We start from the raw sequence: 21,226 nt of genomic DNA, 5'->3' as shown, positions 1-21,226 counted from the left end.
TTTATACTTTATTCATTCCGAAACGCTGGACGCCTATCATTGAATCCGTTATAGTATTTCTAAGAAATCTGGATGAGAAAGGCGTTTCGAAATGATCAAATCCTTTTACCATTTTTTAATGAAGTTTAGGCATCCAGCTCCAAAGGATGAAATTAGTTTATTTGCGAATCATGCGTATTTAGATCATAGTTTTCCTAAAGTGTCGGAGGACTACGATGAAATCAGTTCTTATCTAGAGCTGAATGGCCATTATTTAGAATCCATGACTGTTTTTGATGAGGCCTGGCAGCAATATTTGTTAACTGAACGCAAAGAATAGGAAATTAGAATCGTCTCTTAATGAGGCGATTTTTTCATTTTACAAATGCCATGCGCTTTTATGTAAATGGTGCATATACTATTGTAATCAAAACTCACGACTTATTATTGAGAGGATGGGAGGAAATGGCAAATAGAAAAAAACCGAAGTTTAAGATCGGTGATACGGTCGTGATTACCATATATGGAACTGTTGGCAAGGTAACAGATGTTAAATGGCTAGATGGGAAGTATGTATATGAAGTAAATAAAAGTGACGGATTATTCATTGAATCCGCCTTACAATTACTTTCAGAATTCGAAGGCGTTGTGATGGAGAAAGAACAAATTGACATCGAATATAATTTTTTCTTCGGTGATCTAGTTCAAGTAAGCGGTTATGGCGCGGACTTATTTAAAGTCGTAGGCTTCCGAACAGAAATTTGGCGCTATAAGGAAGATGCCTGGGAAGATGTCATTTATGAGTTATCACGAGTTAGTGATGGTGAATGGCTTGAAGCAGGTGAAGAAGAATTAACACTTGTAGCCGATGCAGAAAATGCTGATACATTCATTCAAAAACTAGGTCTCCTATACTTAGTGAATAAACAAGAAAAGGTAGTCGAAAATCCAAAAGTCCAGAACATGATAAGAAAATCAGAATTTGAAGAAATTGAAAGAAAAAAAGAAAAGAAGGAACTAATTGATAATTTATTGGACATATTTAATGATTACCGAATTTTATATGAAATGTTTCAGGATCAGGAATATTATCAAGTCATGCGTGTGATTATTAGAAAATTAGAAATTCTTGTTAGTAATGATGGCAAAAGCCATGTATAATTACCACTTTGAAATTTCAAATAGTAAATAAACAACAAACGGGATTCCTGCCCATTTTATGAGGAAAAACATTCCATCTAAAAACTTTTCAATTAATTGGAGAGTAACACTATTCTCCCGATTTACATCATCTATCCATGCCTCTAATTTTACTTGTAAATTTGACATCCGAATCCACCCCTTGGAAAGTTCTTTTCATTCATCCTATGCTTGTCCAATCCCAAAAAGACATCTCTCCTGCTTAATTTTCCAAGTTTATTTTAGAAATTTGTTCACAACCAATGGATATTCCGTTTGCTCCTTAAAGTAACTAGCATGAAAACGCCATGTACATCATACATTCACTAAAAAGGGGGGCGATGCTATGAGAGAAATTGAAGTTTTTATTGATACCGAAGAGATTGCCGAATTTTTCTTTCATGAGCTTGTAAAAAGGGGATACGTTCCTAGCGAAGAAGAGCTAGAAGAAATTGCAGACATCACCTTCGAATATCTAATTGAGAAGAGTATTATCGATGAAGAAGATGATGAATAAAAAAAGGAAAAGAAGTTTTCCTTTATCATAGATTTAAACGAAAGACGAGCATTCTGTGCTCGCTTTTTGTTGTGTATGTTTTATACAAAATAATTTTGTAATTAATTGAAACCTTTACTTTAGGGTTACGTATTACTAGTTACGAAGCAGAGGAGGAGATTGAGTTGTTTAAAAAAATCCTTAAATTGATTTTTGGAAGCAAATCACATCATCACAAGTATAGTTCCTCAAGTGATGCCTGGAAGAAAAGGAATCATTATAAGCAAAACAACCTAGGGCACCATTATTATAAAAAGAAATATAAAAGTAGTAGTTTTTTCAGCAGCTAACGTAATCGGGTGTTTTATTCATGATGAAGAAAATTGCTTTACTCATATCAAATTTATTTGAAAAACCATTTCCCAAAGATAAACTGATTGCTGAGCGATACCAGGTAATCACCCATCTCGGAGCAGGTGGTTATGGTCATAGTTATTTGGTGTATGATTTGGAAAGTAGACAGAAGAAGGTTCTAAAAGCCTTACGTCTCCATAAAAGATTGACCTCATCCGGGAGAGGAAGTTTTGAATTAGAAAAAGAACTGTTAGATTCGATTGATCACCCAGGGTTTCCTAGGTATTTTGAAGAGGGGATCTATAACAACATACCCTTCTTCACCATGGAATTTATTGAAGGCATGAATTTCGAACAACTCATTTTTTTAGAAGGAAGGAAAATCTCAGAAAAAGAGGCCTTTCAAATTATCAATAAATTACTTACACCACTAGAATATTTGCACAACCGTAAAATAGTCCATCGAGACATTCGAATACCCAATGTCATTACGGATGGATCAAACATTAGGCTGATCGATTTAGGGTTGGGTAGACATTTCCATCACGAAAATGAGGCAGTAAAAACAAAGGAAAAGCATTTGCGTAAAGAAATAAATTTCCAAGCGGATTTCTATGGACTTGGACATTTCCTTTTGTTCTTGCTGTATTCTAATTTTACTTTTTCAAATGACATACATGAAAAAAGTTGGGAAGAGGAACTGAAAATTTCGAACCATGCAAAACACATAATTAGAAGGCTCTTGCAGATTGAGCCAGCGTATGAGAACTGTGCTCAAATAAGAGCTGAAATAATAAATTTATACTTAATTTAGGAGGAAGAACGATGTCTTTTTTTAACAAAGTATTTGCCAGTGTAGGAATAGGGTCTGCTGCTGTGGACACAAAGCTTGAAAAAGATACCTATATGCCAGGAGAGACAGTTAATGGTGTAGTTGAAATTAAAGGCGGCAAGGTGGAGCAGAAGGTGGATGAGATTTATCTTACCCTCAATACCACTTATTTAAGAGAGTCAGATGACAAAAAATATACCGTCACTGCAGCTATTGATAGGTTCAGATTGACTACTCCTTTTGAAATTCGTCCCAATGAGAAAAAAGATATCCCATTTTCCTTTCAACTTCCCTTCGATACACCACTTTCCATTGGAAGGTCAAAAGTTTGGGTAACAACAGGCCTTGATATTAAAGGCGGTGTCGACCCAAGTGATAAAGATTATCTTAAAGTTGTTCCGAACCCATTGATGTCGGCTGTGTTTACTGCCATTGATCAGTTAGGCTTTAGAATTCGTGAGGCCGATTGTGAAGAAGCACCTCGGCGATTACGAGGAAGATTACCATTTGTTCAAGAATTTGAATTCGTCCCAACTTCAGGAGCATTTCGAGGCAAACTAGATGAATTAGAAGTTGTTTTCTTCCCATCAGGGAATGGAAGCCTCGATATTATGTTTCAAGTAGATAGGCGTGCAAGAGGGTTATCTGGCTTGTTCTCGGAAGCTTTAGGGACAGATGAGACCAATGTGCGCCTGTCAGTATCAAATGCAGATATCCCATATTTACAACAAAAAATTCAAAGTGTTATTCAACGATATTCATAAAAGCGAAGGAAATAGGGCTAAATGGTCCTATTTTTTATATCGTTCCAAGAACTTGATTCGCTAAATTTTCACAAGAAACTCCCTGTCTGGATAAAAAAAGCGCTATTCGACAAAAAAAGTAGGAGTTCTATGGAGGAATCGACAGGCGCCATCGCTAATTATTAGAATAGACATTAAATTCTAATAATTGGAGGTTCATGATGATCAAGGTATTAACAAAAAGAGCTAGTATGCAATATGATGTAACGATCTTTCAAACTCCAAGGTATCGGGAACATAAGGGTCATAAAGAGGTTTATCGGACCATGGTTCCAGCATCCAGCCGTAAAAAGTGCTTAGAGGAAACCTTTAGCCGCTTTAATGTGACCGATAGAATTCCTGCAAATTATAAAGGAAGATTTCTCTCCACTGGAGATATCGTTTTAATTGATGAAGGCCGCGGCGGCCAGCATTATTATCAATTAAAACCTGGTGGATGGTTTCCTATAAACAGAATCGTTCTCCTATAACTCTAAAAAACCTAAGGACAATTCCTTAGGTTTTTTTTACGTTGCTAAACGGATGATTCCGCTTTTTTTAATGTTTTCGACCGCCTGTTGCATTGTGCTCTTTTGCATGTGCTTCGTGTTCAGCTACGATTGCCTCAGCAGGGATATGGTTATTTTTCTTCGGTGAATTAATACGGCTTCGATGTTTTTTACCCATGAATAATCTCCCTCCAATCTAAAAATAGCATCCCACAAATTAAAAAATTCATGTCTATTTCATTGCAGTGTTTTTCATTGGAAAATGTTTATGATATATTGTCAATGATACAGTTTTATTCATTAAATACTGTGCGCAGTTCTTGATTGGAGGATTTTAAAATGAGTGTACATATCGGTGCAAAAGAAAACGAAATAGCAGAGACGGTATTACTGCCAGGAGATCCGCTAAGGGCAAAATATATTGCAGAAAACTTTTTAGAAGATGCAAAATGTTACAATGAAGTCCGGAATATGTTTGGTTTTACAGGGACATATAAAGGAAAGCGAATTTCTGTTCAAGGAACTGGAATGGGCGTACCCTCCATCTCAATTTATATAAATGAATTGATGCAAAGCTATAATGTCCAAAATCTAATTCGTGTAGGAACGTGTGGTGCAATTCAAAAAGATGTAAAGGTTCGTGATGTTATTCTGGCTATGACCAGCTCTACCGATTCAAATATGAATCGACTTACCTTTGGTCATGTCGATTTTGCCCCTACAGCAAACTTTGATTTACTTCGTAAGGCATATGATGCGGGGGTAGCAAAAGGGCTTAACCTGAAAGTAGGAAATATTTTCACAGCAGATTCGTTTTACAATGATAATGCAGAATTGGAAAAGTGGGCTAAGTACCAAATTCTTGCGATTGAAATGGAAACGACAGCACTTTATACTTTGGCCGCTAAATTTGACCGTAAAGCACTTTCGGTTCTAACTGTTAGTGATCACATTCTAACAGGTGAAGAAACGACAGCTGAAGAAAGACAGCTAACTTTTAACGATATGATTGAAGTAGCATTAGAAGCAGCTATAAAGGAATAATCACCACAAGCCTCTTCCAAATAGGATGAGGCTTTAAATTTATGTAAATAACAGGAACTCACCACCAAAATGGAGAATTAATAAAATACATACTTCTCTGTGACAAATATCATCGAAATGCGGTTAAAATAGACTTAAATTAAAATAGTATGATTTCGAAATTATTCCTTTGACGAAATATAGGTTCCGGGGGTATTGTATATAGTATTAGAGGTGATTAAAATGAAAGAGCTGCTCAAATTAGATATTACTGGAATGACATGTGCGGCCTGTTCTACCAGAATTGAAAAGGTTCTAAATAAAATGGACGGTGTACAAGCAAATGTCAATTTGGCCATGGAGACAGCCGCTATTTCTTTTGATACTGAACAAGTTTCAAGTAATGATATTATTGCTAGAATAGAAAAACTTGGCTACGGTGCACGATTTGATGAAGCAAAACAAAAGCAGCAATATAAAGAGGAGGAATTGCAGCGGAAAAAACGAAAGTTTCTACTTTCGGTCATTTTGTCTATTCCACTTTTATATACGATGCTTGCTCATATTCCAGTGGACCTAGGATTGGCAATGCCACACTTATTGATGAATCCTTGGTTTCAATTGCTTTTGGCAACCCCTGTTCAATTTTATATTGGCGGGCAATTTTATGTGGGTGCTTTCAAAGCATTAAAAAATAAAAGTGCAAATATGGATGTTCTTGTGACTCTAGGAACTTCTGCAGCCTATTTTTATAGTCTTGCTGAAGGAGTGAAAACAATGGGAAACCGGGCCTATATGCCGCATCTTTATTTTGAAACTAGCGCCGTGCTGATTACTTTAATTCTTTTAGGAAAGTTATTTGAAACGATTGCAAAGGGGAAAACTACGATTGCCATTTCTAAATTGCTAAGTCTCCAAGCAAAGGAAGCTACATTGATCAGAGATGGGAAGCAATTGCAAATCCCTATTGAAGAAGTGAAGGTTTCCGACTTTTTATTGGTGAAACCAGGTGAAAAAATTCCCGTTGACGGTGAAGTAACTTTAGGGCAATCATCTGTTGATGAATCCATGATAACTGGTGAATCGATCCCGGTCGAAAAAGCTGTGGGCGATACTGTCATAGGTTCGACCATTAATAAAAATGGAACCTTGACAATAAAAGCAGTGAAAGTGGGTAAAGACACAGCACTTGCTGGAATAATAAAAATTGTCGAAGAAGCGCAAGGCAGCAAAGCGCCAATTCAACGTGTCGCTGATACCATTTCAGGATATTTTGTTCCAATTGTTGTCGCTGTATCGTTGATAACCTTTTTGATCTGGTATTTCTTTGTGCGCCCTGGTGAGTTTTCTTCCGCACTTGAAACAGCAATAGCTGTTCTTGTGATTGCCTGTCCATGTGCACTCGGCCTGGCTACACCGACATCCATCATGGTCGGAACCGGGAAAGGAGCCGAAATGGGAATTCTCTTTAAAGGCGGAGAGCATTTAGAAACAGCTCATAAAATCAATGCACTCATCCTCGATAAAACCGGCACAATTACAAAAGGACAACCTATGGTGACTGATTTTATTGCATACGAAGAGGAGAAAAAAGTTCTCCAATATCTTGTATCCGCTGAGAAGTCTTCAGAACATCCATTAGCAGAAGCAATTGTTAAATATGGGATCGAAAAAAGATCAAGTACTCTTCCTATTAAACAGTTTAAAGCTGTACCAGGTTATGGAATTGAAGCGAAAATTGGCGATGATGAAATTTTCGTGGGCACCCGAAAGTTAATGAATCTTAAAAATATTGCCAGCTTAACGGGAGAAAAAGATCTGTCTCGTTTAGAAAACGAAGGAAAAACAGCCATGTTTATTGCTATAAATTCTACGATCGTCGGTGTGGTTGCAGTAGCTGATACAGTGAAAGAAACAGCCAAATTAGCCGTGCAGCAGTTACTTCATTTAGGTATTGATGTGTTTATGTTAACCGGTGACAATGAGCGGACCGCTAAGGCGATTGCACATCAAGTAGGAATCACACATGTTATTGCGGAAGTACTGCCAGAGGAAAAGGCTAATCATGTGAAAGAATTACAGGCAAAAGGACTTAAAGTGGCGATGGTTGGCGATGGCATCAATGATGCCCCAGCTCTTGCTGTTGCGGATATTGGAATTGCAATCGGTACTGGAACAGATGTGGCCATTGAAGCAGCGGATATAACAATTCTTGGCGGAGAATTAACCTTGATTCCAAAAGCAATGGCTTTAAGTAAAAAAACGATGCATAATATACGTCAAAATTTGTTCTGGGCTCTTGTATACAATACAGGGGGAATACCGATAGCGGCCTTAGGATTGTTGGCTCCATGGGTTGCTGGTGCAGCCATGGCATTTAGTTCAGTATCAGTTGTGTCTAATTCCCTTCGATTGAAGAGAATGAATATATAATAAAAAAGTGAGGTAATCGTCATGGAGAAAACAACATTACAGGTTTCAGGAATGACATGCGGACATTGTGAAAAAGCAGTCAAAACAGCACTTCTAGATGTTGAAGGGGTAAGCGAAGTAAATGTTTCACTAAAGGATGGCAAGGTTGAAGTAGGTCATGATTCCAGCAAAGCCCCAGTCACAAAGCTAAAAGAAGCCGTCGAAGACCAAGGCTATGATGTAGAATAGATACGAACGGCACTTACTATTATGTAGGTGCCTTTTTTTGTGAACATCGATTTCCTGTGAATATTATTATTTTCATTAACTTTTCTTTGTTAATTTTAAGTAAAAGATGTTATTCTAATCACTAAGAGTTAATTTTTATGGTGAATGAAAGTGGTGAAGGCTTTGGAAGATGAGAAAATTGGACAAGAAAAAGTGAAAGATACCAATATGGAACAAGATCAGGCAATCGAAAACAAAACCGGATACATACGATTAAAGAGATTTCATTTTATCATGCTATTGTTTATGGTGGTGTTTCTTTCGGCGGGGATTACAACATTTGCACTTGCGTTCGGGGAAGAAAAGGTAGTCACTGTAGGAGCGGAACGACCAGAATTTACTAAACTTTATGAAGCATTTGATACATTGAAGAGTGGTTATTACAAAGATATTGATCAAAAAAAGGTCATTAATGGGGCAATAAACGGAATGGTTGAGTCGCTGGATGACCCTTATTCAGATTATATGAGCAATGAAGAAGCCGAAAGCTTTCATGGCAGTATTTCTTCTTCGTTTGAAGGAATAGGTGCCGAAATTCAGGAAAAGGACGGACATATTGTTATTGTCTCTCCAATCAAAGGCTCTCCAGCTGAAAAAGCTGGCTTAAAACCTAATGATATGATTATGTCCGTGAATGGAAAAAGTCTTCAAGGCATGAATTCAACTCAAGCAGTAACCCTGATTCGTGGCAAAAAGGGTACGAAGGTAGAGTTGTCCATCCAACGACCTGGAACAGATGCACCAATGACAGTCCCAATTATTAGAGATGAGATTCCGATTGAAACGGTTTATGGTGAAATGGTTGGTGATGGAATTGCAAAGGTTCAAATTACCAGTTTTTCAAGCAATACAGCAAAGGAACTTGTAGAAAAACTCAATGAATTAAATGGTAAAGGTATGAAGGGTCTCGTATTAGACTTGCGTCAAAATCCAGGAGGTCTATTAGACCAGGCCATCTCGATTTCGAGCATGTTTGTTCCTAAAGGGAAACTTATTTTAAAAGTTGAAGATCGTAATGGAAAGGTTAAAGAGTATCCGTCGCAAAATGATGGGAATCCAAATCTTCCATTAGTTGTCTTAATTGATAAAGGCAGTGCTAGTGCATCAGAAATCCTTGCAGGGGCTGTAAAGGAATCTGCAGGTGTAAAACTAGTTGGAGAAAAGTCTTTTGGGAAGGGAACTGTACAAACGGCTTCTGACTTTAAGGATGGTTCAAATCTTAAATTTACAACTGCTAAATGGTTAACACCAAACGGAAATTGGATCCATAAAAAGGGGATTAATCCAGATGTGGCAGTTGCCTTGCCTGATTATGCAAGCTTAACAATCATTAATCCGGATAAGGAACTAAAACAATCTAGTTCGGGAACAGAAGTTCAAACTGCCCAGAAAATGTTAAAAGCAGTTGGATATAACCCAGGCCGGACAGACGGATTCTTTGATAAAAAGACAAAAGCTGCCGTCACAGCTTTCCAAAAAGCTAATAAGCTGCCAGCTAATGGAATTCTAAAAGGCGATTCTACCTTGAAATTAATGGACTTATTAAGAGACAAAATTAAAAACAATGATACACAAATGCAAGAGGCGATCAAAGTATTAAAAGGAACGATGAAATAAACGTTAGCGGCCCGACTTCCTTTGAAGTTGGGTCCATTTTTTAGATTGCCATCTATGAACAATGGAAAGGGATACTACAATGAAAAAAGCTGAGGTTTATATTTTATCCGGTTTTTTAGGGAGCGGGAAAACCAGCCTTCTTAAACAATTATTAGAGGATGAGCATGGAACAGGAAGAAAAACAGCAGTCATAATGAATGAATTAGGTAAGGTCTCTATTGATTCTGATGTAGTCGACGAGGAAGATGTTACTTTAAAAGAACTGCTGGGCGGTTGTATTTGCTGTTCCATTCAGGATAAGCTTGAAGCCCAAATGCAAGCTCTATTGGTTGAGAAAGAGCCAGAAGTGATCTACATCGAGACTACCGGGGCTGCACACCCTGTGGAGGTGTTAGATGCGATTCTTTCTCCCTTATTTGCAGATAAATTAATCATAAAGGGGATAATCACCACCGTCGATGGCACAAGATGGTTAGTTCGAAAATCATTAAGTCCACAACTTCAGCAATTGGTACTTGAGCAGGTGAGACATGCGGACTACATTCTTGTTAACAAGTTGAATGAATTAACAGAGAGTGAGCAAGCGCAGATCACTTTTGAAATTCAGTCGATTAATCCGAATGCAAGATGCCTTTTAACTAATTTTTCACAGGTTTCTATTGACCAGTTGCGAAAGCTTTCTGTTTCAGTTGAAAAGGTTGCCCAGCCAACCCATCTTAATTTAACGACATTTGTATACCAATTCGAATCGGCGATTAGCCAAACTGAATTTGAGGATTTTTTAAAAAAGCTGCCTGATACAATTTACCGTATTAAAGGGTATGTTAAGTTTGGTTTTTCGAAGCTCCCTTTTTTATTTCAATTTTCTTATGGTATGCCGTTATATTTGAAAGAGGATATGAATATGCCATTAAACCTTGTCTTTATCGGTGAGAGTATTGATTGGACCGGAATTAAAACGCAATTAGAAAATCTTGAGAAATAACAAAAATAACGGGATTGAATGAATGATAATTTCCTCTTCAGGTAACTCTTTTAATGTGGCAAAGTTTATTTTTTAAAAGGAGGATGCGATGAAGAGGGTAGTTATTTTTTTTGTATTAATACATATCCTCCTAAATGGTCAAGAGGTTAAAGCAGCATCAACCATTAGTTATAAAATTGAGATGTTGAACTGGAAAGAAGTTAATCAAATTCTGCCTAAATACACAAAATTTACTGTTTTGGATGTAGAAACGGGTAAAAAGTTTAAAGTGCAAAGACGGGCGGGGAGCCACCATGCGGACGTCCAACCCTTAACCACCAAGGATACTAAGATCATGAAAAGAATATACGGGGGCAAATGGAGCTGGAAACGCAGGGCCATCATTGTTATTCATAAGGATCAATGGATTGCGGGTTCCATGCACGGGATGCCCCATGGTGCGGGTGCACTGCAGAATAACTTTCCAGGACACTTTTGTATTCATTTTTATGGCAGTACCACCCATCGAACGAACTCAATGGACTTGTCGCATATGCTTATGGTACTGAAAGCTTCAGGGAAATTAAATCAGTATTTAGGTAAAGCGAATCCCTATGAAGTAATAAATGCCTATGTAGCAGGATTTAAGCAGCAAGACCGCCAAATTACATCACAAGCCTCACTGCAAAAAATTAATTGGAAGCCCATTTTAGAAAATGTTGAAAATATTAGACTGTCTCGAATCGAATTACTCCCAGCAGAGGATTTAACGGAAGAACTCAGTTTGGACGTACCCGTGGAAATTGACTGGTATATTAAAAATAGAGGCAGACAAACCTTTAGGGGAGACATTCACCTGATTAGATTTTCACCGCTGGACGCTTGGAAAGTGGATTCACAGGAATTTCTTAAGGAAAATAAACTTTAATAACAAAACAAAAACATCCTCATATTGGACACTCCAATTGGGGATGTTTTTGTTTGAGGGTGAGGCTATAACGGCTGTTCTCCAAATTTGATAAAGGTACGTTCATCCTCTATTAACCCGCAAGCACCGCATTGTATTCGATAATCGGGGCCATTGTAAGGGAGATGAAAGGGCTCTAAATCGTTTTCAGCATACTCTTTAATCACGGCCCCTGATTGTGGGTCAAGTTTAACAGAATGAGATACTTGTTGAATCACATTAAAACGGCTGCGATTCGTCTTGCAATTTGGACATTTATAAGGTGTTGACATCTTAGGATTCTCCTTCCTTGGTGTTGTTAAAAGTTATTTTTTGCAATGTGGTAAGTAAATATGTAACAATGCAAGTGAAGACAAAAAGGGGGGATTGTTTTTGTCTAGTGAAAAAGTGTCCTTTGATCATTTATTAGAAGAATATCGGCTGATTTGGAATCATCGGTTACTTGATACGATAGGGAAAAGCAGTAAGGAGACATTGATAGAAGCAATAAAAAGAGAACTTCTCGATGAAAATTCACACCCGAGAATCAGAAAAAGCAAATTTGAGAAATATTTTTTTGCCATTAAAAGAGTGAGTGATTCAACAGTTTCGCTAGAAGCTAAGGTGCTGTTAATAAAAATTCACAATAAAGTGATGGAAGAATTAGGATAGGAGAGGGAGATTTTGAAAAAGTTTTTCGTTTTTCTAGTGATTGTTCTTTGTTTAAATATTGTTGTGTCTTGTAATAAAAAAGATCAAGAGGATAATCTGCCGCAAATGGTAGAAGTAGACTTGTCCATTAAACCCAATCCAGGTGAACTGGGCAAGCCAGTCACATTTGAAGCGAAGGTAACCCAGGGAAAAGATCAAGTGGAGGATGCAGAAGTTATCTTTGAGATTTGGCGTGCGAAAAATGACACCCATGAAAAAGTGGAAATAAAACATTCTGAGAATGGAATCTATCGCCTAGAAAAAGCTTTCAATCAAGAAGGTACGTATTATATCATCTCACATGTTACTGCTAGAGATATGCACAACATGCCTAAAAAGGAATTTGTTGTCGGGACCCCGAGTGAACCTGAGGATGCTAATGGAAAGAACACAATGGATATGGATAATATGAAGGAATCAAATGAGGGTCAATAACAGGAAGGACAGCAGATTTGCTGTCCTTAAAATTTAAAGATTTTTACATTGGTTTAAATTTCTGTAACGTCTATTTGTGAATATTGCAAATCAATATTTTTAGGGATTTTAACTTCAAGCACGCCATCTTTGAAGGTAGCAGTTGCCCCTTTCTTTTTTACAATAGCTGGAAGGGTAATCGTGTGTTTATCTTCATGATGAGGGATATGCTCTATAATGAGTTGATTGGATGTGTGATAAATTCGAAGCTGCTTAACCCATTCCTCCTGTTTTATTGAAATTCTAACGTATACAAAATTATGAGTTTCAAAGGCAGTTGAATGTAAACGATCGCTTGTGGTTAATGGGGGGGATACCGATGATTGGAATCCCTGGAACATCTCCGCTGGATTTATTCCGGTATTCATATTTCCAGGCATGAGCTTCCCTAATACATCCTGCACATAATTATTAATTTCTTCCGGCTTCATTTTTGTCATCTTATCCTTTATATTCTTATCAAAAGGGAATATATTCCACGGGAACAATGATCTCACCCTTTCCGTGTTACTTAGATATTTGTATCATATGCTAACACTTGCCCATGCGTTATTAAAACCTAAGTCAATATGAATGAATGTACAAAAATTGCGTATAAACATGTCTAGTTAACATATAGTTAAGGGAAGATTCTAAACATAGAGAGGTAATGATTGTGAATAAGAAAACGGCTCTGATTACGGGGGGAGCAACTGGTATTGGCAAAAAAACTGCATTATATCTAGCGGAAAATGGTTATCAACTAGCCATAAACTATCGTAATAGTGAAACAGAGGCTATTTCTTTAGCGAACCAATTGACTGAATGTTTTGGAAACAAAAATATTGTTGTACAAGGCGATGTAGCAAACAAGGAGGATTGTATCCGAATTATTAATGAAACACTGGCTGCTTACCGTACAGTGGATGTTTTAGTCCATAATGCTGGTCCTTACATGCATGAACGAAAAAAGCTGGCAGACTACTCCTTCGAGGAATGGAACTATGTAGTCCAAGGAAATTTAAGCTCCGTTTTTTATTTGACTAAATTAGTTATCCCTTCCATGCGTAACCAAAAATGGGGGAGGATTATTACATTTGGATATGATCGCGTTGAAACTTCACCAGGTTGGATATATCGGTCAGCCTTTGCTGCAGCCAAGACAGGTTTGGCCTCACTTACAAGGACTATAGCGATTGAGGAAGCGGAACATGGGATTACGGCAAATATGGTTTGTCCAGGAGATATCATTAACCAATGGAAAGAAAGTAATATACATGATGCAAGGGGAATGAATGGTAATGCCCCGGTTGGCAGGTATGGAACAGGGGAAGATATAGCAAGAGTCATTGCATTCTTGGTTGACGAAAAATCAGATTTTATTACAGGTAGCATCATCCCTATTACTGGAGGGTTAGATGTATTAGGAAAGATCCATAAGAATTAGTATAATTTTTTGAACTATTTGATTTTCTAGAATGAAAACTGCTCTTTTTGTTGACAATAGATAATAATCATCAATGAAAGGAGCAAAGAATATGAGTTTTAATATGAACAGAATAAACCCTAATCAAACCCAGGTATTTTTTCATGATGGCCGCTTTGAAACACTAACCAATGAGGAACTAGACGAATTTTTGCTCCAAATGGGTCTTAATGACGTGAATGAAACGATTGAACAAAACGTAACGGAATAATATTTTGAATAAAATTCTAAACAAAAAGCAATCGGACAAGTCCGATTGCTTTTTTATGCTTCCAACAATTGTGAATCGTCTGATTGAGCAGCGCCATTCCGCATTAGGTAGAAAGTGTACTGATCCTTAGGTATTTCATACAAATCATATACGTTACCATTTGCGTTCAATTGTTCATATATAGATTTTCTTGTTTCGTTTGCTTTTATTACGTAAGGTAGTTTTTCAGCTGCTTTGATTGAGCGAATATTAACCTTGCGTATTCTCATAAAGACGGTCTCGATGCCTAAGTCATAAAAAAGTTCTTTAAAAAAGGCATCTTTAGCCGGATTATTATATCCTTTGCCATGATAAGGCTTGCCTAGCCAAGTTCCTAAAAAACCGGCGTTGTCCTCAATATCAAACAAATTAATGGTACCGATCGGTGCACCCCATTCATCAAGAATCGTTCGTGAAATCAATTCTCCTTGGTCTTCGGCCTCAATCGTTTGTTTAGTCATAAATAAGAATTCTTCATAAGAATCAGCTTTTTGGCGCACAAAAGGGAAGACATCAGGGTGTGTCATTAATTCGTACAATGTGTGGCTGTCATGAAGATCACGTTTTTTAAGCATGAATAACCCTCCATTAGGGCATTCCGATCCCATGTCAAAAGAAACGGTCCGGTCCACCCTCGAAATTTTTTATAAAGTTACTAAAAAATTTCGGGGTGGGAATCGAACCCACTAGAACCAGTATAACTGGTGGCGCACCATTTGCCTTCCCTATTTCATTTTTTTGTTAACAAGAATTTGTTCGTAAACCCCCAAAGTTTTTCAGGTTTTTATCGGCTTCACTAGAGTATAATACAAGAAAAAAGCTAAAAAATAAATAGGTTTTTTGTGGATTTTTCGATAATATTTTTTACCAAATTTCAGCATTATTCTACGCTTCTTGATAGACCATTTCGCCGCTAATCATCGTCCATTTAGGTTTAGCTAAGTAGTGAAAAGGATGATGGCTCCAAAGTACTAAATCGGCTTCCTTGCCCTCCTCGATACTGCCCACTCGACTGTCTATTCTTAAGTTCTTGGCTGGCAGAATCGTGATTCCTTCTAGAGCTTTATGCTCAGATAACCCCTCCCTGACAGCGAGGCTTGCACAAATATTTAAGTATTGGATGGGTGTATAGGGATGATCGGTTGTAATAGAAACTTCGACACCGTGATTCGTCAGTTCTTGATAGGTTTTCCAGGTTTTATTCTTCAGTTCGACTTTGGATCTTCGTGTTAAGGTTGGACCGACTGAAACCTTCAAATCGATCCCAGAAAGTTCACTTGCAATAAGATGCCCCTCAGTACAATGTTCAATTCTTAAATCAAGATTAAATTCTTCTGCGAAACGTAGAGCCGAAATAATATCATCAGCACGATGTGCGTGGATTCTAACCGGAATTTCTCTTTTTAGGGCCATGATGATAGGGGCGATTCTAGGTAAGTCTGGATTATCCGCATGGATTGCTTGGTAAAAAGCCTCCCTAAGCATCCCCATAATCCCCATGCGAGTAATGGAATCACTGTTGCCATGGCTATGAATTCTTTTTGGATTTTCCCCTAAGGCCATTTTTAAGCCTGAGACCTCTTGGAAAATCATCTTTTTAATATTTTTGCCGGTCGTTTTGATGACTGATGTTGTTCCTCCAATGACATTTGCACTCCCAGGCATAACATTAACTGTGGTGATACCGCTTTTAACAGCGTCAGAGAATGCGGGATCCAAAGGGTAGACCCCATCAATTGCCCGGATATGAGGTGTGAGTGCCTCGGCAGTTTCATTGGCATCATTCCCAGCCCATCCTGTTCCTTCATCATAAAGGCCTAAATGTGTATGGACATCAATAAAGCCTGGAAAAAGAAATTGGTTCCCGCAATCGATGATTTTTACATTTAAATCAGTTGTAAGATTCTTTCCAATTTTGAGGATCTTCCCCGCATCAATTAACACATCTCCATGTGGGATTGGTTTCGATGTTATCGGGTATACCGTTGCATTTTTAAAAAGTATTTTTGTCATAATAAAACCTTTCTTCACATTGATAATAGTTATTTTATCAATTTTAACAATTTAGGTGCCTAGGGAGAAGTTTCAACCCGAAAAAATTTTTTATGCAAAGTCGTTTCATTTTGTAAAAGAATTAAGTGGGTCTATAATGACAAGTAAGTTTATCGTTAACAATGAGAGGGCGGGGCAACATGGAAAATCAAGTTGGTTTGGTACTAGAAGGTGGAGGAATGCGAGGTGTTTACACTGCCGGGATCCTTGAATACTTTTTAGAAACTCAATTATTTTTCCCTTATGTAATCGGGGTTTCTGCAGGTGCATGTAATGCTGCCTCCTATTTGTCGAAGCAAAAAGGAAGAAATAAAACCGTTACGATTGAATATGCTTCTGACCCAAGATACATTTCATGGAAAAATTATTTTCGAAATCGGCAATTTTTTGGAATGGATTTTATTTTTGACGAAATTCCAAATAAACATGTCCCATTCCATTATGATGTTTTTTACAATAGTCCTTCAGAATTTGTTGTGGGGACAACAGATTGTCTGACAGGAGAGCCTGTTTATTTTAAGAAGAAGGATTACGGGGATGACCTTTTAACCGTGATACGGGCATCAAGCTCCCTTCCATTTATAGCACCTGAAGTCCGTTTTAGAGATAAAATATTACTTGATGGGGGTATTAGCGATCCCATTCCAATCAAGAAAGCACAACTGGATGGGTTTGCAAAAAATATCGTCATTCTTACAAGGAATGAAGGGTATTTGAAAAAGCCCTCGAAGTTTCATTTTCTTGTTGATCGTAAGTATCCCGAATACAAAGGCCTGCAACAGTCCATTAGGAATCGATATCAAATATACAATGAAACGGTCGAATATGTTGAGCAGGAAGAGAAAAAGGGAAAGGTTTTGATTATCCGTCCATCGCAGCCATTGAAGGTCGGTAGAATGGAACGGAATCCTCAAAGACTGGAAGAGCTATACAATCAAGGCTACGAAGATGCCAGAGCATCTATGTCAACGATAATTAACTATATTAAGAATTAAGAGAAGGGACCATTTCGTCTCTTCTTTTTTATTCTAGTCGTAATCTCCTATCATTTTTTTTGTTAATAGTAAATAAACTAAGAAAAGAGGAATTGATAAGGAGTTATCTAGATGAAAATAAATGAATATTACCGGGATACAGCTCATTTGAACTTAAATGGTAGTATTGCTTCTCTATTGCCAGTTATCATAATCATTGCTGGCAACCTTTCTATTTTTAAAACGAAAGAAATCATGTTATTAACGATCCCATTTCTTATCTATAGTTTGGTTAGTTTTCAATTCTATCTATTTAGAAGGCGGCAGTCGATTTCAATTGACAGGCAGATGAGGAAATCAGAGGTCGGAAGAATGTCTTTTTTTGAATCACGCCATTTACTAGTGCTCTTTCTGAACACTAAATCTTCTAGACTACTATTTTACTTTCCAAACGGGCATCTTGCTGGGATGATTAAGAGATATCGAGGCAAAGGGACGAAGAAGCTATCTTTTTCAAAAATTTATGCACTCTATTCCATGGAGGACCAGAACCAAGCAATCGGTTACTATAGGGTTAATGGTGGAAAAACGATAAAAATAGAGGTATTTAATCATCGGAGGCAATACTTAGGCAGTTTTGAGCGAAGAAAAAAGGATTGGAGAACATCCAAAAAGGAATTACTAGATTCGAAAGGAAAGTTTATTGGTGCCGTAGAAGGTGCTGTCGCTTTTATGGATGAACAATTCATAAACCACGATCACTTTCAGGAAGCACGTCTTCGTCGTGGATGGATGCCATTGGAATGGAGTTCCTTGTTTCCAGAGCCGAATACACCGGTACTTTCCATGAGAGAGACTTTATCTGATCAAGACAAACTCCTTCGGATGTCATTTTTGATTAATGAGTATTTTATCGAAAGATAGAAGTTTCGACAGTTTCCCTCATAGACATTGTTTGGTATGATAAATAAAATACTGATATCAGGTTGTGGGGGATGAACAATGGAAGTCCAATTAATAAAAGGTCATGGATCGGGAAATGACTTTCTAATCATTGATGAAATGTCGAATGGATATGCATTTTCGGAAAGTGAACGTGCGGAACTCGCGAATTTGTTATGTAACCGTCAGTCTGAATTAGGGGCAGACGGGATTCTTTTCGTGATGAATAGCAAAAATGCGGATGGTCGAATGCGAGTCTTTAACTCAGATGGGTCTGAAGCATCAATGTGTGGAAATGGATTACGGCTTGTTGCGAGATATGTATGTGAACATCTTGGCCAAAATAATGCCGTAATTGAAACAATGAAAGCAAATTTAAAGGTGAGCAAACAAAACGACCTGTTACCAGATATCCATACTTATCAGGTGGAAATTTCTCCAGTCTTGTTTGAATTAAGGGCTCTTCCATTAAATTTAAATAAACCAACTCTTTTCAATGAAAAAATTGAAGAACTATCAGCAGATTTAAGGTTTTCAGCACTGGCGGTTCCCAATCCGCATCTAATTGCTATTGTTGAAGCAGCACAGCTAGAAGGCGACCTTCAAAAACAGCTTAGTGAAAAAGTTAATGGTCCTAATGATTTGTTCCCGGACGGAGTCAATGTAAGCTTTGTTAAGCACTTACAGCCTGGTTCTATTTATGTAAGAACATTTGAGCGTGGTGTAGGTTTTACCAATGCCTGTGGGACTGCTATGTCAGCTTCCACGCTCGTCACATGTTTACAGGAATTAAATGAATTGGAAAGCGTCGTTAATGTTTATAATAATGGCGGCAAAGTCCAATGTGTTGCCCATGAAAGCGAAGGAAAATATTCGATTGACTTAATAGGGAATGCCACCTATCTTTATAGTGCTACAGTAAATGTTGACCTAGAGAATCGTTCGTTTACAGTTTCAGCTAAAACAGAACATTCTGAACAGGTTTCTTATGAGCAGTTGCAAAATGAAGCAAAAAAGTTTGTTGAAACGAATATGAAAGGATAGGGTGCCCCTATCCTTTTTTTTTCGTCCCTTTTTTTAATACCTCCAACACAGGTCCAAACGGTTGAATCGATTTTGATTGAAAATAATCTGAAAAGGGATCTCCTTGTTGGCGAATGCGCTTTAATGTATTTTCCATATTAAACGAAACAGGTTTGAGTTTTTCAGTTACTTCCTCCCAATAAAGGGGTGTGGCGACACCAGCATGTTCATTTCCCCGCATCGAATAGGGGGCAACAATTGTTTTCCCTTCGCTATGTTGCACATAATCAACATAAAGTCTGTTTCCGCGGTTTTTCTTCATTCGTTCAATCGTGAAGGAGTCAGGATCCTTTGAAATCAAATATTCAGCAATAAAGCTAGTAAATAATCTTGTATCGTCATAAGAGAATTCATTTTCCGGCAAAGGCAGGTAGATTTGCAAACCTTTGTTTCCGGATGTTTTAATGAAGGCGATTAAATTTAATTGATCGAGGACTTCTTTGATTAGTAGTGCTGCTTTTACCGCCAATTGAAAGTGCTCCTTAGAGGGCGGATCTAAATCAAAAACAATCTCACTTGGTCCCCTGCTATCGATGGTTTGAAAGGGGATGTGGAACTCAATCGCTAATTGATTGCCAAGCCAAACGAGTGTTTTTAAATTATTGCAGAGGATATACTCAATCCCATCATCTGTGTGTGTTTGCACAAATTCTGGGGCATAATCTGGACAGTTTTTTTGATAAAACGCTTCACCGAACATCCCGTGCGGATAGCGGATAACGGTTAATAAGCGATTGTTTAAAAAGGGCAGCATATAGGGTGAAATTTCTCGCAAGTAGTGAATATAGTCTGCTTTTTTAATCGCTAAATTTTCCCATAATGGTTTATCAGGGTGGGTTATATCTAGGTCTCCGGGCAGGTTTTTTTGTGCAAAGATAAAACGATCATATGTACACTCAGCGGGTTCTAAATCAAAACGAAATCGGTCAAAATGGGGCTCGCGCAGTTGGTTTTCATATAGCTCTAAATATTTCACCTCTAGGCATATGGCCGGTTCCACAATGATTAGTTGTCCTTCTTCACGGAGCATATTTTGTTTAATCGTTTGCTGGAGTGCTTGTTTTTCTTCTGGTTTAAAACCGAAAAGGACCTGACCAATTGGATGGATTTTTTTGTCCATATACACACTTACATAAAAATATCCATTGGTTTTATCATAGGCGTTGATAAAACAACTTACATATTTCCAATTTTTATACTTTAACCACTGTAAGGAGCGTTTTCCTTCCTCCCAAAGACTATTTTTTTGTTTGGCAATAATTCCTTCCCCGTCAGACAATACAACCTTCTCCCAAAGCGGCTCAAATTCATCATGTGCCTGGACAAGTTGAAGAAGTTGTTCGTTGTAAGGGTCAGCCCCGAGTGCAAAACCGACTTTTTCGAACAATTTGATGAGTTCCTTTTTGCGTTTTTGAAAACTAAGTGAACGTAACGGTTTTCCAGCGCTCATGAGTATGTCAAACACCATTAGGCGGCAAGGGGATTTTCTGGCTTGCTCGTTGATCTTTTTTTCTGATTTTAATCGCCCGCGAACTTGAATCATCGAGAAATTGGCCTTGTGTGTGTTTTCTAATAAGACTAGTTCTCCGTCTAAATGTAAAGGTAGAAACGGTTTAAATTGATCTTCGTGTTCTAATAAAAATTCCTTAATTTCTGGGAATTGGGGGAGAAGAGATTTTTCATTCCGGCTAATTAGTTTAATCCCATGAGAACTCCATTCTAAAAGGGCGCGAAATCCATCATATTTTACTTCATAGAGCCATTCAGGATGAACAGGGAGATCGAATGTAAGACTGGGCAGCATCGGCTTCATGGATAATTGGTCCCTTCTTTTTCATATATTTTGTTTAAAAATACTTAGATTCATTCTTTTCCAGATGTTTTTAGGAATGTG

The 21,226-nt window shown here is 37.7% G+C and carries 26 protein-coding genes; 19 read left to right on the top strand and 7 right to left on the bottom strand.

Going from position 1 to position 21,226, the window contains the following annotated elements; translation table 11 throughout:
• Window positions 1-94 precede the first annotated feature (94 nt).
• Together FS608_RS00810 and FS608_RS00805 are read left to right on the top strand one after the other, a co-directional pair.
• Window positions 95-319, top strand: a complete 225-nt coding sequence (locus tag FS608_RS00810; protein ID WP_260871566.1) for a YozE family protein — start codon at window positions 95-97, stop codon at window positions 317-319.
• Window positions 320-444: 125 nt separating this feature from the next.
• Complete coding sequence (locus FS608_RS00805; RefSeq protein ID WP_144547247.1) at window positions 445-1,140, top strand: hypothetical protein; 696 nt, start codon at window positions 445-447, stop codon at window positions 1,138-1,140.
• Here FS608_RS00805 and FS608_RS30025 read toward each other — a convergent pair whose 3' ends face one another.
• Window positions 1,141-1,308, bottom strand: coding sequence for a hypothetical protein (locus tag FS608_RS30025; RefSeq protein ID WP_186328564.1), 168 nt, complete (start codon window positions 1,306-1,308; stop codon window positions 1,141-1,143).
• Window positions 1,309-1,504: 196 nt separating this feature from the next.
• Between FS608_RS30025 and FS608_RS00800 the strand changes: the two genes are divergently transcribed.
• The 4 genes from FS608_RS00800 (at window position 1,505) to FS608_RS00785 (ending at window position 4,113) form a co-directional block, all read left to right on the top strand.
• Window positions 1,505-1,675 (top strand): YozD family protein, encoded by a 171-nt coding sequence (locus tag FS608_RS00800; RefSeq protein ID WP_144547245.1) that lies wholly within the window; start codon window positions 1,505-1,507, stop codon window positions 1,673-1,675.
• A 349-nt stretch (window positions 1,676-2,024) separates the two neighbouring features.
• Window positions 2,025-2,822 carry a serine/threonine protein kinase gene (locus FS608_RS00795; protein WP_144547243.1) on the top strand — a complete coding sequence of 266 codons (798 nt, stop codon included), beginning with the start codon at window positions 2,025-2,027 and terminating at the stop codon, window positions 2,820-2,822.
• A gap of 11 nt (window positions 2,823-2,833) precedes the next feature.
• Window positions 2,834-3,604 carry a sporulation protein gene (locus FS608_RS00790; protein WP_144547241.1) on the top strand — a complete coding sequence of 257 codons (771 nt, stop codon included), beginning with the start codon at window positions 2,834-2,836 and terminating at the stop codon, window positions 3,602-3,604.
• 197 nt (window positions 3,605-3,801) lie between these two features.
• Window positions 3,802-4,113, top strand: coding sequence for a YodL domain-containing protein (locus FS608_RS00785; RefSeq protein ID WP_186328563.1), 312 nt, complete (start codon window positions 3,802-3,804; stop codon window positions 4,111-4,113).
• A gap of 67 nt (window positions 4,114-4,180) precedes the next feature.
• On the opposite strand, the gene FS608_RS31060 is transcribed toward FS608_RS00785, so the two are convergent.
• Window positions 4,181-4,309, bottom strand: a complete 129-nt coding sequence (locus FS608_RS31060; RefSeq protein ID WP_098575029.1) for a hypothetical protein — start codon at window positions 4,307-4,309, stop codon at window positions 4,181-4,183.
• A gap of 161 nt (window positions 4,310-4,470) precedes the next feature.
• On the opposite strand from FS608_RS31060, the gene deoD reads away from it, so the two are divergent.
• The 6 genes from deoD to FS608_RS00755 all read left to right on the top strand — a co-directional run bounded on the left by deoD (window position 4,471) and on the right by FS608_RS00755 (window position 11,363).
• Complete coding sequence (gene deoD, locus FS608_RS00780; protein WP_144547236.1) at window positions 4,471-5,175, top strand: purine-nucleoside phosphorylase; 705 nt, start codon at window positions 4,471-4,473, stop codon at window positions 5,173-5,175.
• Between the two features lie 222 nt (window positions 5,176-5,397).
• Window positions 5,398-7,587, top strand: a complete 2,190-nt coding sequence (locus FS608_RS00775; protein WP_144547234.1) for a heavy metal translocating P-type ATPase — start codon at window positions 5,398-5,400, stop codon at window positions 7,585-7,587.
• Window positions 7,588-7,608: 21 nt separating this feature from the next.
• Window positions 7,609-7,815 carry a copper chaperone CopZ gene (copZ, locus tag FS608_RS00770; protein ID WP_144547231.1) on the top strand — a complete coding sequence of 69 codons (207 nt, stop codon included), beginning with the start codon at window positions 7,609-7,611 and terminating at the stop codon, window positions 7,813-7,815.
• A gap of 207 nt (window positions 7,816-8,022) precedes the next feature.
• On the top strand, window positions 8,023-9,471 hold the full coding sequence (locus tag FS608_RS00765; RefSeq protein WP_483861886.1) for a lmo1851 family serine protease: 1,449 nt from the start codon (window positions 8,023-8,025) through the stop codon (window positions 9,469-9,471).
• Window positions 9,472-9,550: 79 nt separating this feature from the next.
• Window positions 9,551-10,456: a CobW family GTP-binding protein gene (locus FS608_RS00760; RefSeq protein WP_144547227.1), complete on the top strand. Its 906-nt coding sequence runs from the start codon at window positions 9,551-9,553 to the stop codon at window positions 10,454-10,456.
• Between the two features lie 88 nt (window positions 10,457-10,544).
• Window positions 10,545-11,363, top strand: coding sequence for a hypothetical protein (locus FS608_RS00755; protein ID WP_144547225.1), 819 nt, complete (start codon window positions 10,545-10,547; stop codon window positions 11,361-11,363).
• A 65-nt stretch (window positions 11,364-11,428) separates the two neighbouring features.
• Here FS608_RS00755 and FS608_RS00750 read toward each other — a convergent pair whose 3' ends face one another.
• Window positions 11,429-11,674 carry a DNA alkylation repair protein gene (locus FS608_RS00750; RefSeq protein ID WP_144547223.1) on the bottom strand — a complete coding sequence of 82 codons (246 nt, stop codon included), beginning with the start codon at window positions 11,672-11,674 and terminating at the stop codon, window positions 11,429-11,431.
• A 100-nt stretch (window positions 11,675-11,774) separates the two neighbouring features.
• Between FS608_RS00750 and FS608_RS00745 the strand changes: the two genes are divergently transcribed.
• Window positions 11,775-12,053: a hypothetical protein gene (locus FS608_RS00745; RefSeq protein WP_144547221.1), complete on the top strand. Its 279-nt coding sequence runs from the start codon at window positions 11,775-11,777 to the stop codon at window positions 12,051-12,053.
• A 12-nt stretch (window positions 12,054-12,065) separates the two neighbouring features.
• Window positions 12,066-12,527 carry a FixH family protein gene (locus tag FS608_RS00740; RefSeq protein WP_260871549.1) on the top strand — a complete coding sequence of 154 codons (462 nt, stop codon included), beginning with the start codon at window positions 12,066-12,068 and terminating at the stop codon, window positions 12,525-12,527.
• Between the two features lie 53 nt (window positions 12,528-12,580).
• Here the strand turns inward: FS608_RS00740 and FS608_RS00735 are convergent, their stop codons facing one another.
• Window positions 12,581-13,006, bottom strand: coding sequence for an Hsp20/alpha crystallin family protein (locus FS608_RS00735; RefSeq protein WP_260871548.1), 426 nt, complete (start codon window positions 13,004-13,006; stop codon window positions 12,581-12,583).
• A gap of 215 nt (window positions 13,007-13,221) precedes the next feature.
• Between FS608_RS00735 and FS608_RS00730 the strand changes: the two genes are divergently transcribed.
• Together FS608_RS00730 and FS608_RS30020 are read left to right on the top strand one after the other, a co-directional pair.
• On the top strand, window positions 13,222-13,992 hold the full coding sequence (locus FS608_RS00730; protein ID WP_144547217.1) for an SDR family oxidoreductase: 771 nt from the start codon (window positions 13,222-13,224) through the stop codon (window positions 13,990-13,992).
• Window positions 13,993-14,083: 91 nt separating this feature from the next.
• Window positions 14,084-14,242: a hypothetical protein gene (locus FS608_RS30020; RefSeq protein WP_186328562.1), complete on the top strand. Its 159-nt coding sequence runs from the start codon at window positions 14,084-14,086 to the stop codon at window positions 14,240-14,242.
• A 53-nt stretch (window positions 14,243-14,295) separates the two neighbouring features.
• Here FS608_RS30020 and FS608_RS00725 read toward each other — a convergent pair whose 3' ends face one another.
• Together FS608_RS00725 and FS608_RS00720 are read right to left on the bottom strand one after the other, a co-directional pair.
• Complete coding sequence (locus FS608_RS00725; protein WP_144547213.1) at window positions 14,296-14,856, bottom strand: GNAT family N-acetyltransferase; 561 nt, start codon at window positions 14,854-14,856, stop codon at window positions 14,296-14,298.
• A gap of 310 nt (window positions 14,857-15,166) precedes the next feature.
• Window positions 15,167-16,294 carry an amidohydrolase gene (locus FS608_RS00720; protein ID WP_144547211.1) on the bottom strand — a complete coding sequence of 376 codons (1,128 nt, stop codon included), beginning with the start codon at window positions 16,292-16,294 and terminating at the stop codon, window positions 15,167-15,169.
• A 179-nt stretch (window positions 16,295-16,473) separates the two neighbouring features.
• Here FS608_RS00720 and FS608_RS00715 point away from each other — a divergent pair, with 179 nt between their 5' ends.
• From FS608_RS00715 to dapF, 3 genes are all read left to right on the top strand, one after another.
• Window positions 16,474-17,328, top strand: a complete 855-nt coding sequence (locus FS608_RS00715; protein ID WP_144547209.1) for a patatin-like phospholipase family protein — start codon at window positions 16,474-16,476, stop codon at window positions 17,326-17,328.
• Between the two features lie 111 nt (window positions 17,329-17,439).
• Window positions 17,440-18,231, top strand: a complete 792-nt coding sequence (locus tag FS608_RS00710) for a hypothetical protein (protein ID WP_144547207.1) — start codon at window positions 17,440-17,442, stop codon at window positions 18,229-18,231.
• Window positions 18,232-18,309: 78 nt separating this feature from the next.
• Window positions 18,310-19,293 carry a diaminopimelate epimerase gene (gene dapF, locus FS608_RS00705; protein ID WP_144547204.1) on the top strand — a complete coding sequence of 328 codons (984 nt, stop codon included), beginning with the start codon at window positions 18,310-18,312 and terminating at the stop codon, window positions 19,291-19,293.
• 7 nt (window positions 19,294-19,300) lie between these two features.
• Here the strand turns inward: dapF and FS608_RS00700 are convergent, their stop codons facing one another.
• Window positions 19,301-21,145: a DNA ligase D gene (locus FS608_RS00700; protein WP_144547202.1), complete on the bottom strand. Its 1,845-nt coding sequence runs from the start codon at window positions 21,143-21,145 to the stop codon at window positions 19,301-19,303.
• Window positions 21,146-21,226: the final 81 nt, after the last annotated feature.

The organism is Bacillus sp. X1(2014) (assembly GCF_007678255.1).
Note: the sequence above shows the minus strand (reverse complement) of the source record. Positions and strands in the feature narration are given on the sequence as shown.

What these genes read in the sequence shown, in the direction of transcription:
- FS608_RS00775 (WP_144547234.1), top strand. Translation starts at nt 5,398, where the DNA reads ATGAAAGAGCTGCTCAAATTAGATATTACTGGAATGACATGTGCGGCC.
- FS608_RS30025 (WP_186328564.1), bottom strand. Translation starts at nt 1,308, where the DNA reads ATGTCAAATTTACAAGTAAAATTAGAGGCATGGATAGATGATGTAAAT.
- FS608_RS00760 (WP_144547227.1), top strand. Translation starts at nt 9,551, where the DNA reads ATGAAAAAAGCTGAGGTTTATATTTTATCCGGTTTTTTAGGGAGCGGG.
- FS608_RS00785 (WP_186328563.1), top strand. Translation starts at nt 3,802, where the DNA reads ATGATGATCAAGGTATTAACAAAAAGAGCTAGTATGCAATATGATGTA.
- FS608_RS00725 (WP_144547213.1), bottom strand. Translation starts at nt 14,856, where the DNA reads ATGCTTAAAAAACGTGATCTTCATGACAGCCACACATTGTACGAATTA.
- FS608_RS00790 (WP_144547241.1), top strand. Translation starts at nt 2,834, where the DNA reads ATGTCTTTTTTTAACAAAGTATTTGCCAGTGTAGGAATAGGGTCTGCT.
- deoD (WP_144547236.1), top strand. Translation starts at nt 4,471, where the DNA reads ATGAGTGTACATATCGGTGCAAAAGAAAACGAAATAGCAGAGACGGTA.
- FS608_RS00710 (WP_144547207.1), top strand. Translation starts at nt 17,440, where the DNA reads ATGAAAATAAATGAATATTACCGGGATACAGCTCATTTGAACTTAAAT.
- FS608_RS00755 (WP_144547225.1), top strand. Translation starts at nt 10,545, where the DNA reads ATGAAGAGGGTAGTTATTTTTTTTGTATTAATACATATCCTCCTAAAT.
- FS608_RS30020 (WP_186328562.1), top strand. Translation starts at nt 14,084, where the DNA reads ATGAGTTTTAATATGAACAGAATAAACCCTAATCAAACCCAGGTATTT.
- FS608_RS00750 (WP_144547223.1), bottom strand. Translation starts at nt 11,674, where the DNA reads ATGTCAACACCTTATAAATGTCCAAATTGCAAGACGAATCGCAGCCGT.
- FS608_RS00805 (WP_144547247.1), top strand. Translation starts at nt 445, where the DNA reads ATGGCAAATAGAAAAAAACCGAAGTTTAAGATCGGTGATACGGTCGTG.
- FS608_RS31060 (WP_098575029.1), bottom strand. Translation starts at nt 4,309, where the DNA reads ATGGGTAAAAAACATCGAAGCCGTATTAATTCACCGAAGAAAAATAAC.
- FS608_RS00795 (WP_144547243.1), top strand. Translation starts at nt 2,025, where the DNA reads ATGATGAAGAAAATTGCTTTACTCATATCAAATTTATTTGAAAAACCA.
- copZ (WP_144547231.1), top strand. Translation starts at nt 7,609, where the DNA reads ATGGAGAAAACAACATTACAGGTTTCAGGAATGACATGCGGACATTGT.
- dapF (WP_144547204.1), top strand. Translation starts at nt 18,310, where the DNA reads ATGGAAGTCCAATTAATAAAAGGTCATGGATCGGGAAATGACTTTCTA.
- FS608_RS00765 (WP_483861886.1), top strand. Translation starts at nt 8,023, where the DNA reads ATGGAACAAGATCAGGCAATCGAAAACAAAACCGGATACATACGATTA.
- FS608_RS00735 (WP_260871548.1), bottom strand. Translation starts at nt 13,006, where the DNA reads ATGACAAAAATGAAGCCGGAAGAAATTAATAATTATGTGCAGGATGTA.
- FS608_RS00800 (WP_144547245.1), top strand. Translation starts at nt 1,505, where the DNA reads ATGAGAGAAATTGAAGTTTTTATTGATACCGAAGAGATTGCCGAATTT.
- FS608_RS00715 (WP_144547209.1), top strand. Translation starts at nt 16,474, where the DNA reads ATGGAAAATCAAGTTGGTTTGGTACTAGAAGGTGGAGGAATGCGAGGT.
- FS608_RS00700 (WP_144547202.1), bottom strand. Translation starts at nt 21,145, where the DNA reads ATGAAGCCGATGCTGCCCAGTCTTACATTCGATCTCCCTGTTCATCCT.
- FS608_RS00720 (WP_144547211.1), bottom strand. Translation starts at nt 16,294, where the DNA reads ATGACAAAAATACTTTTTAAAAATGCAACGGTATACCCGATAACATCG.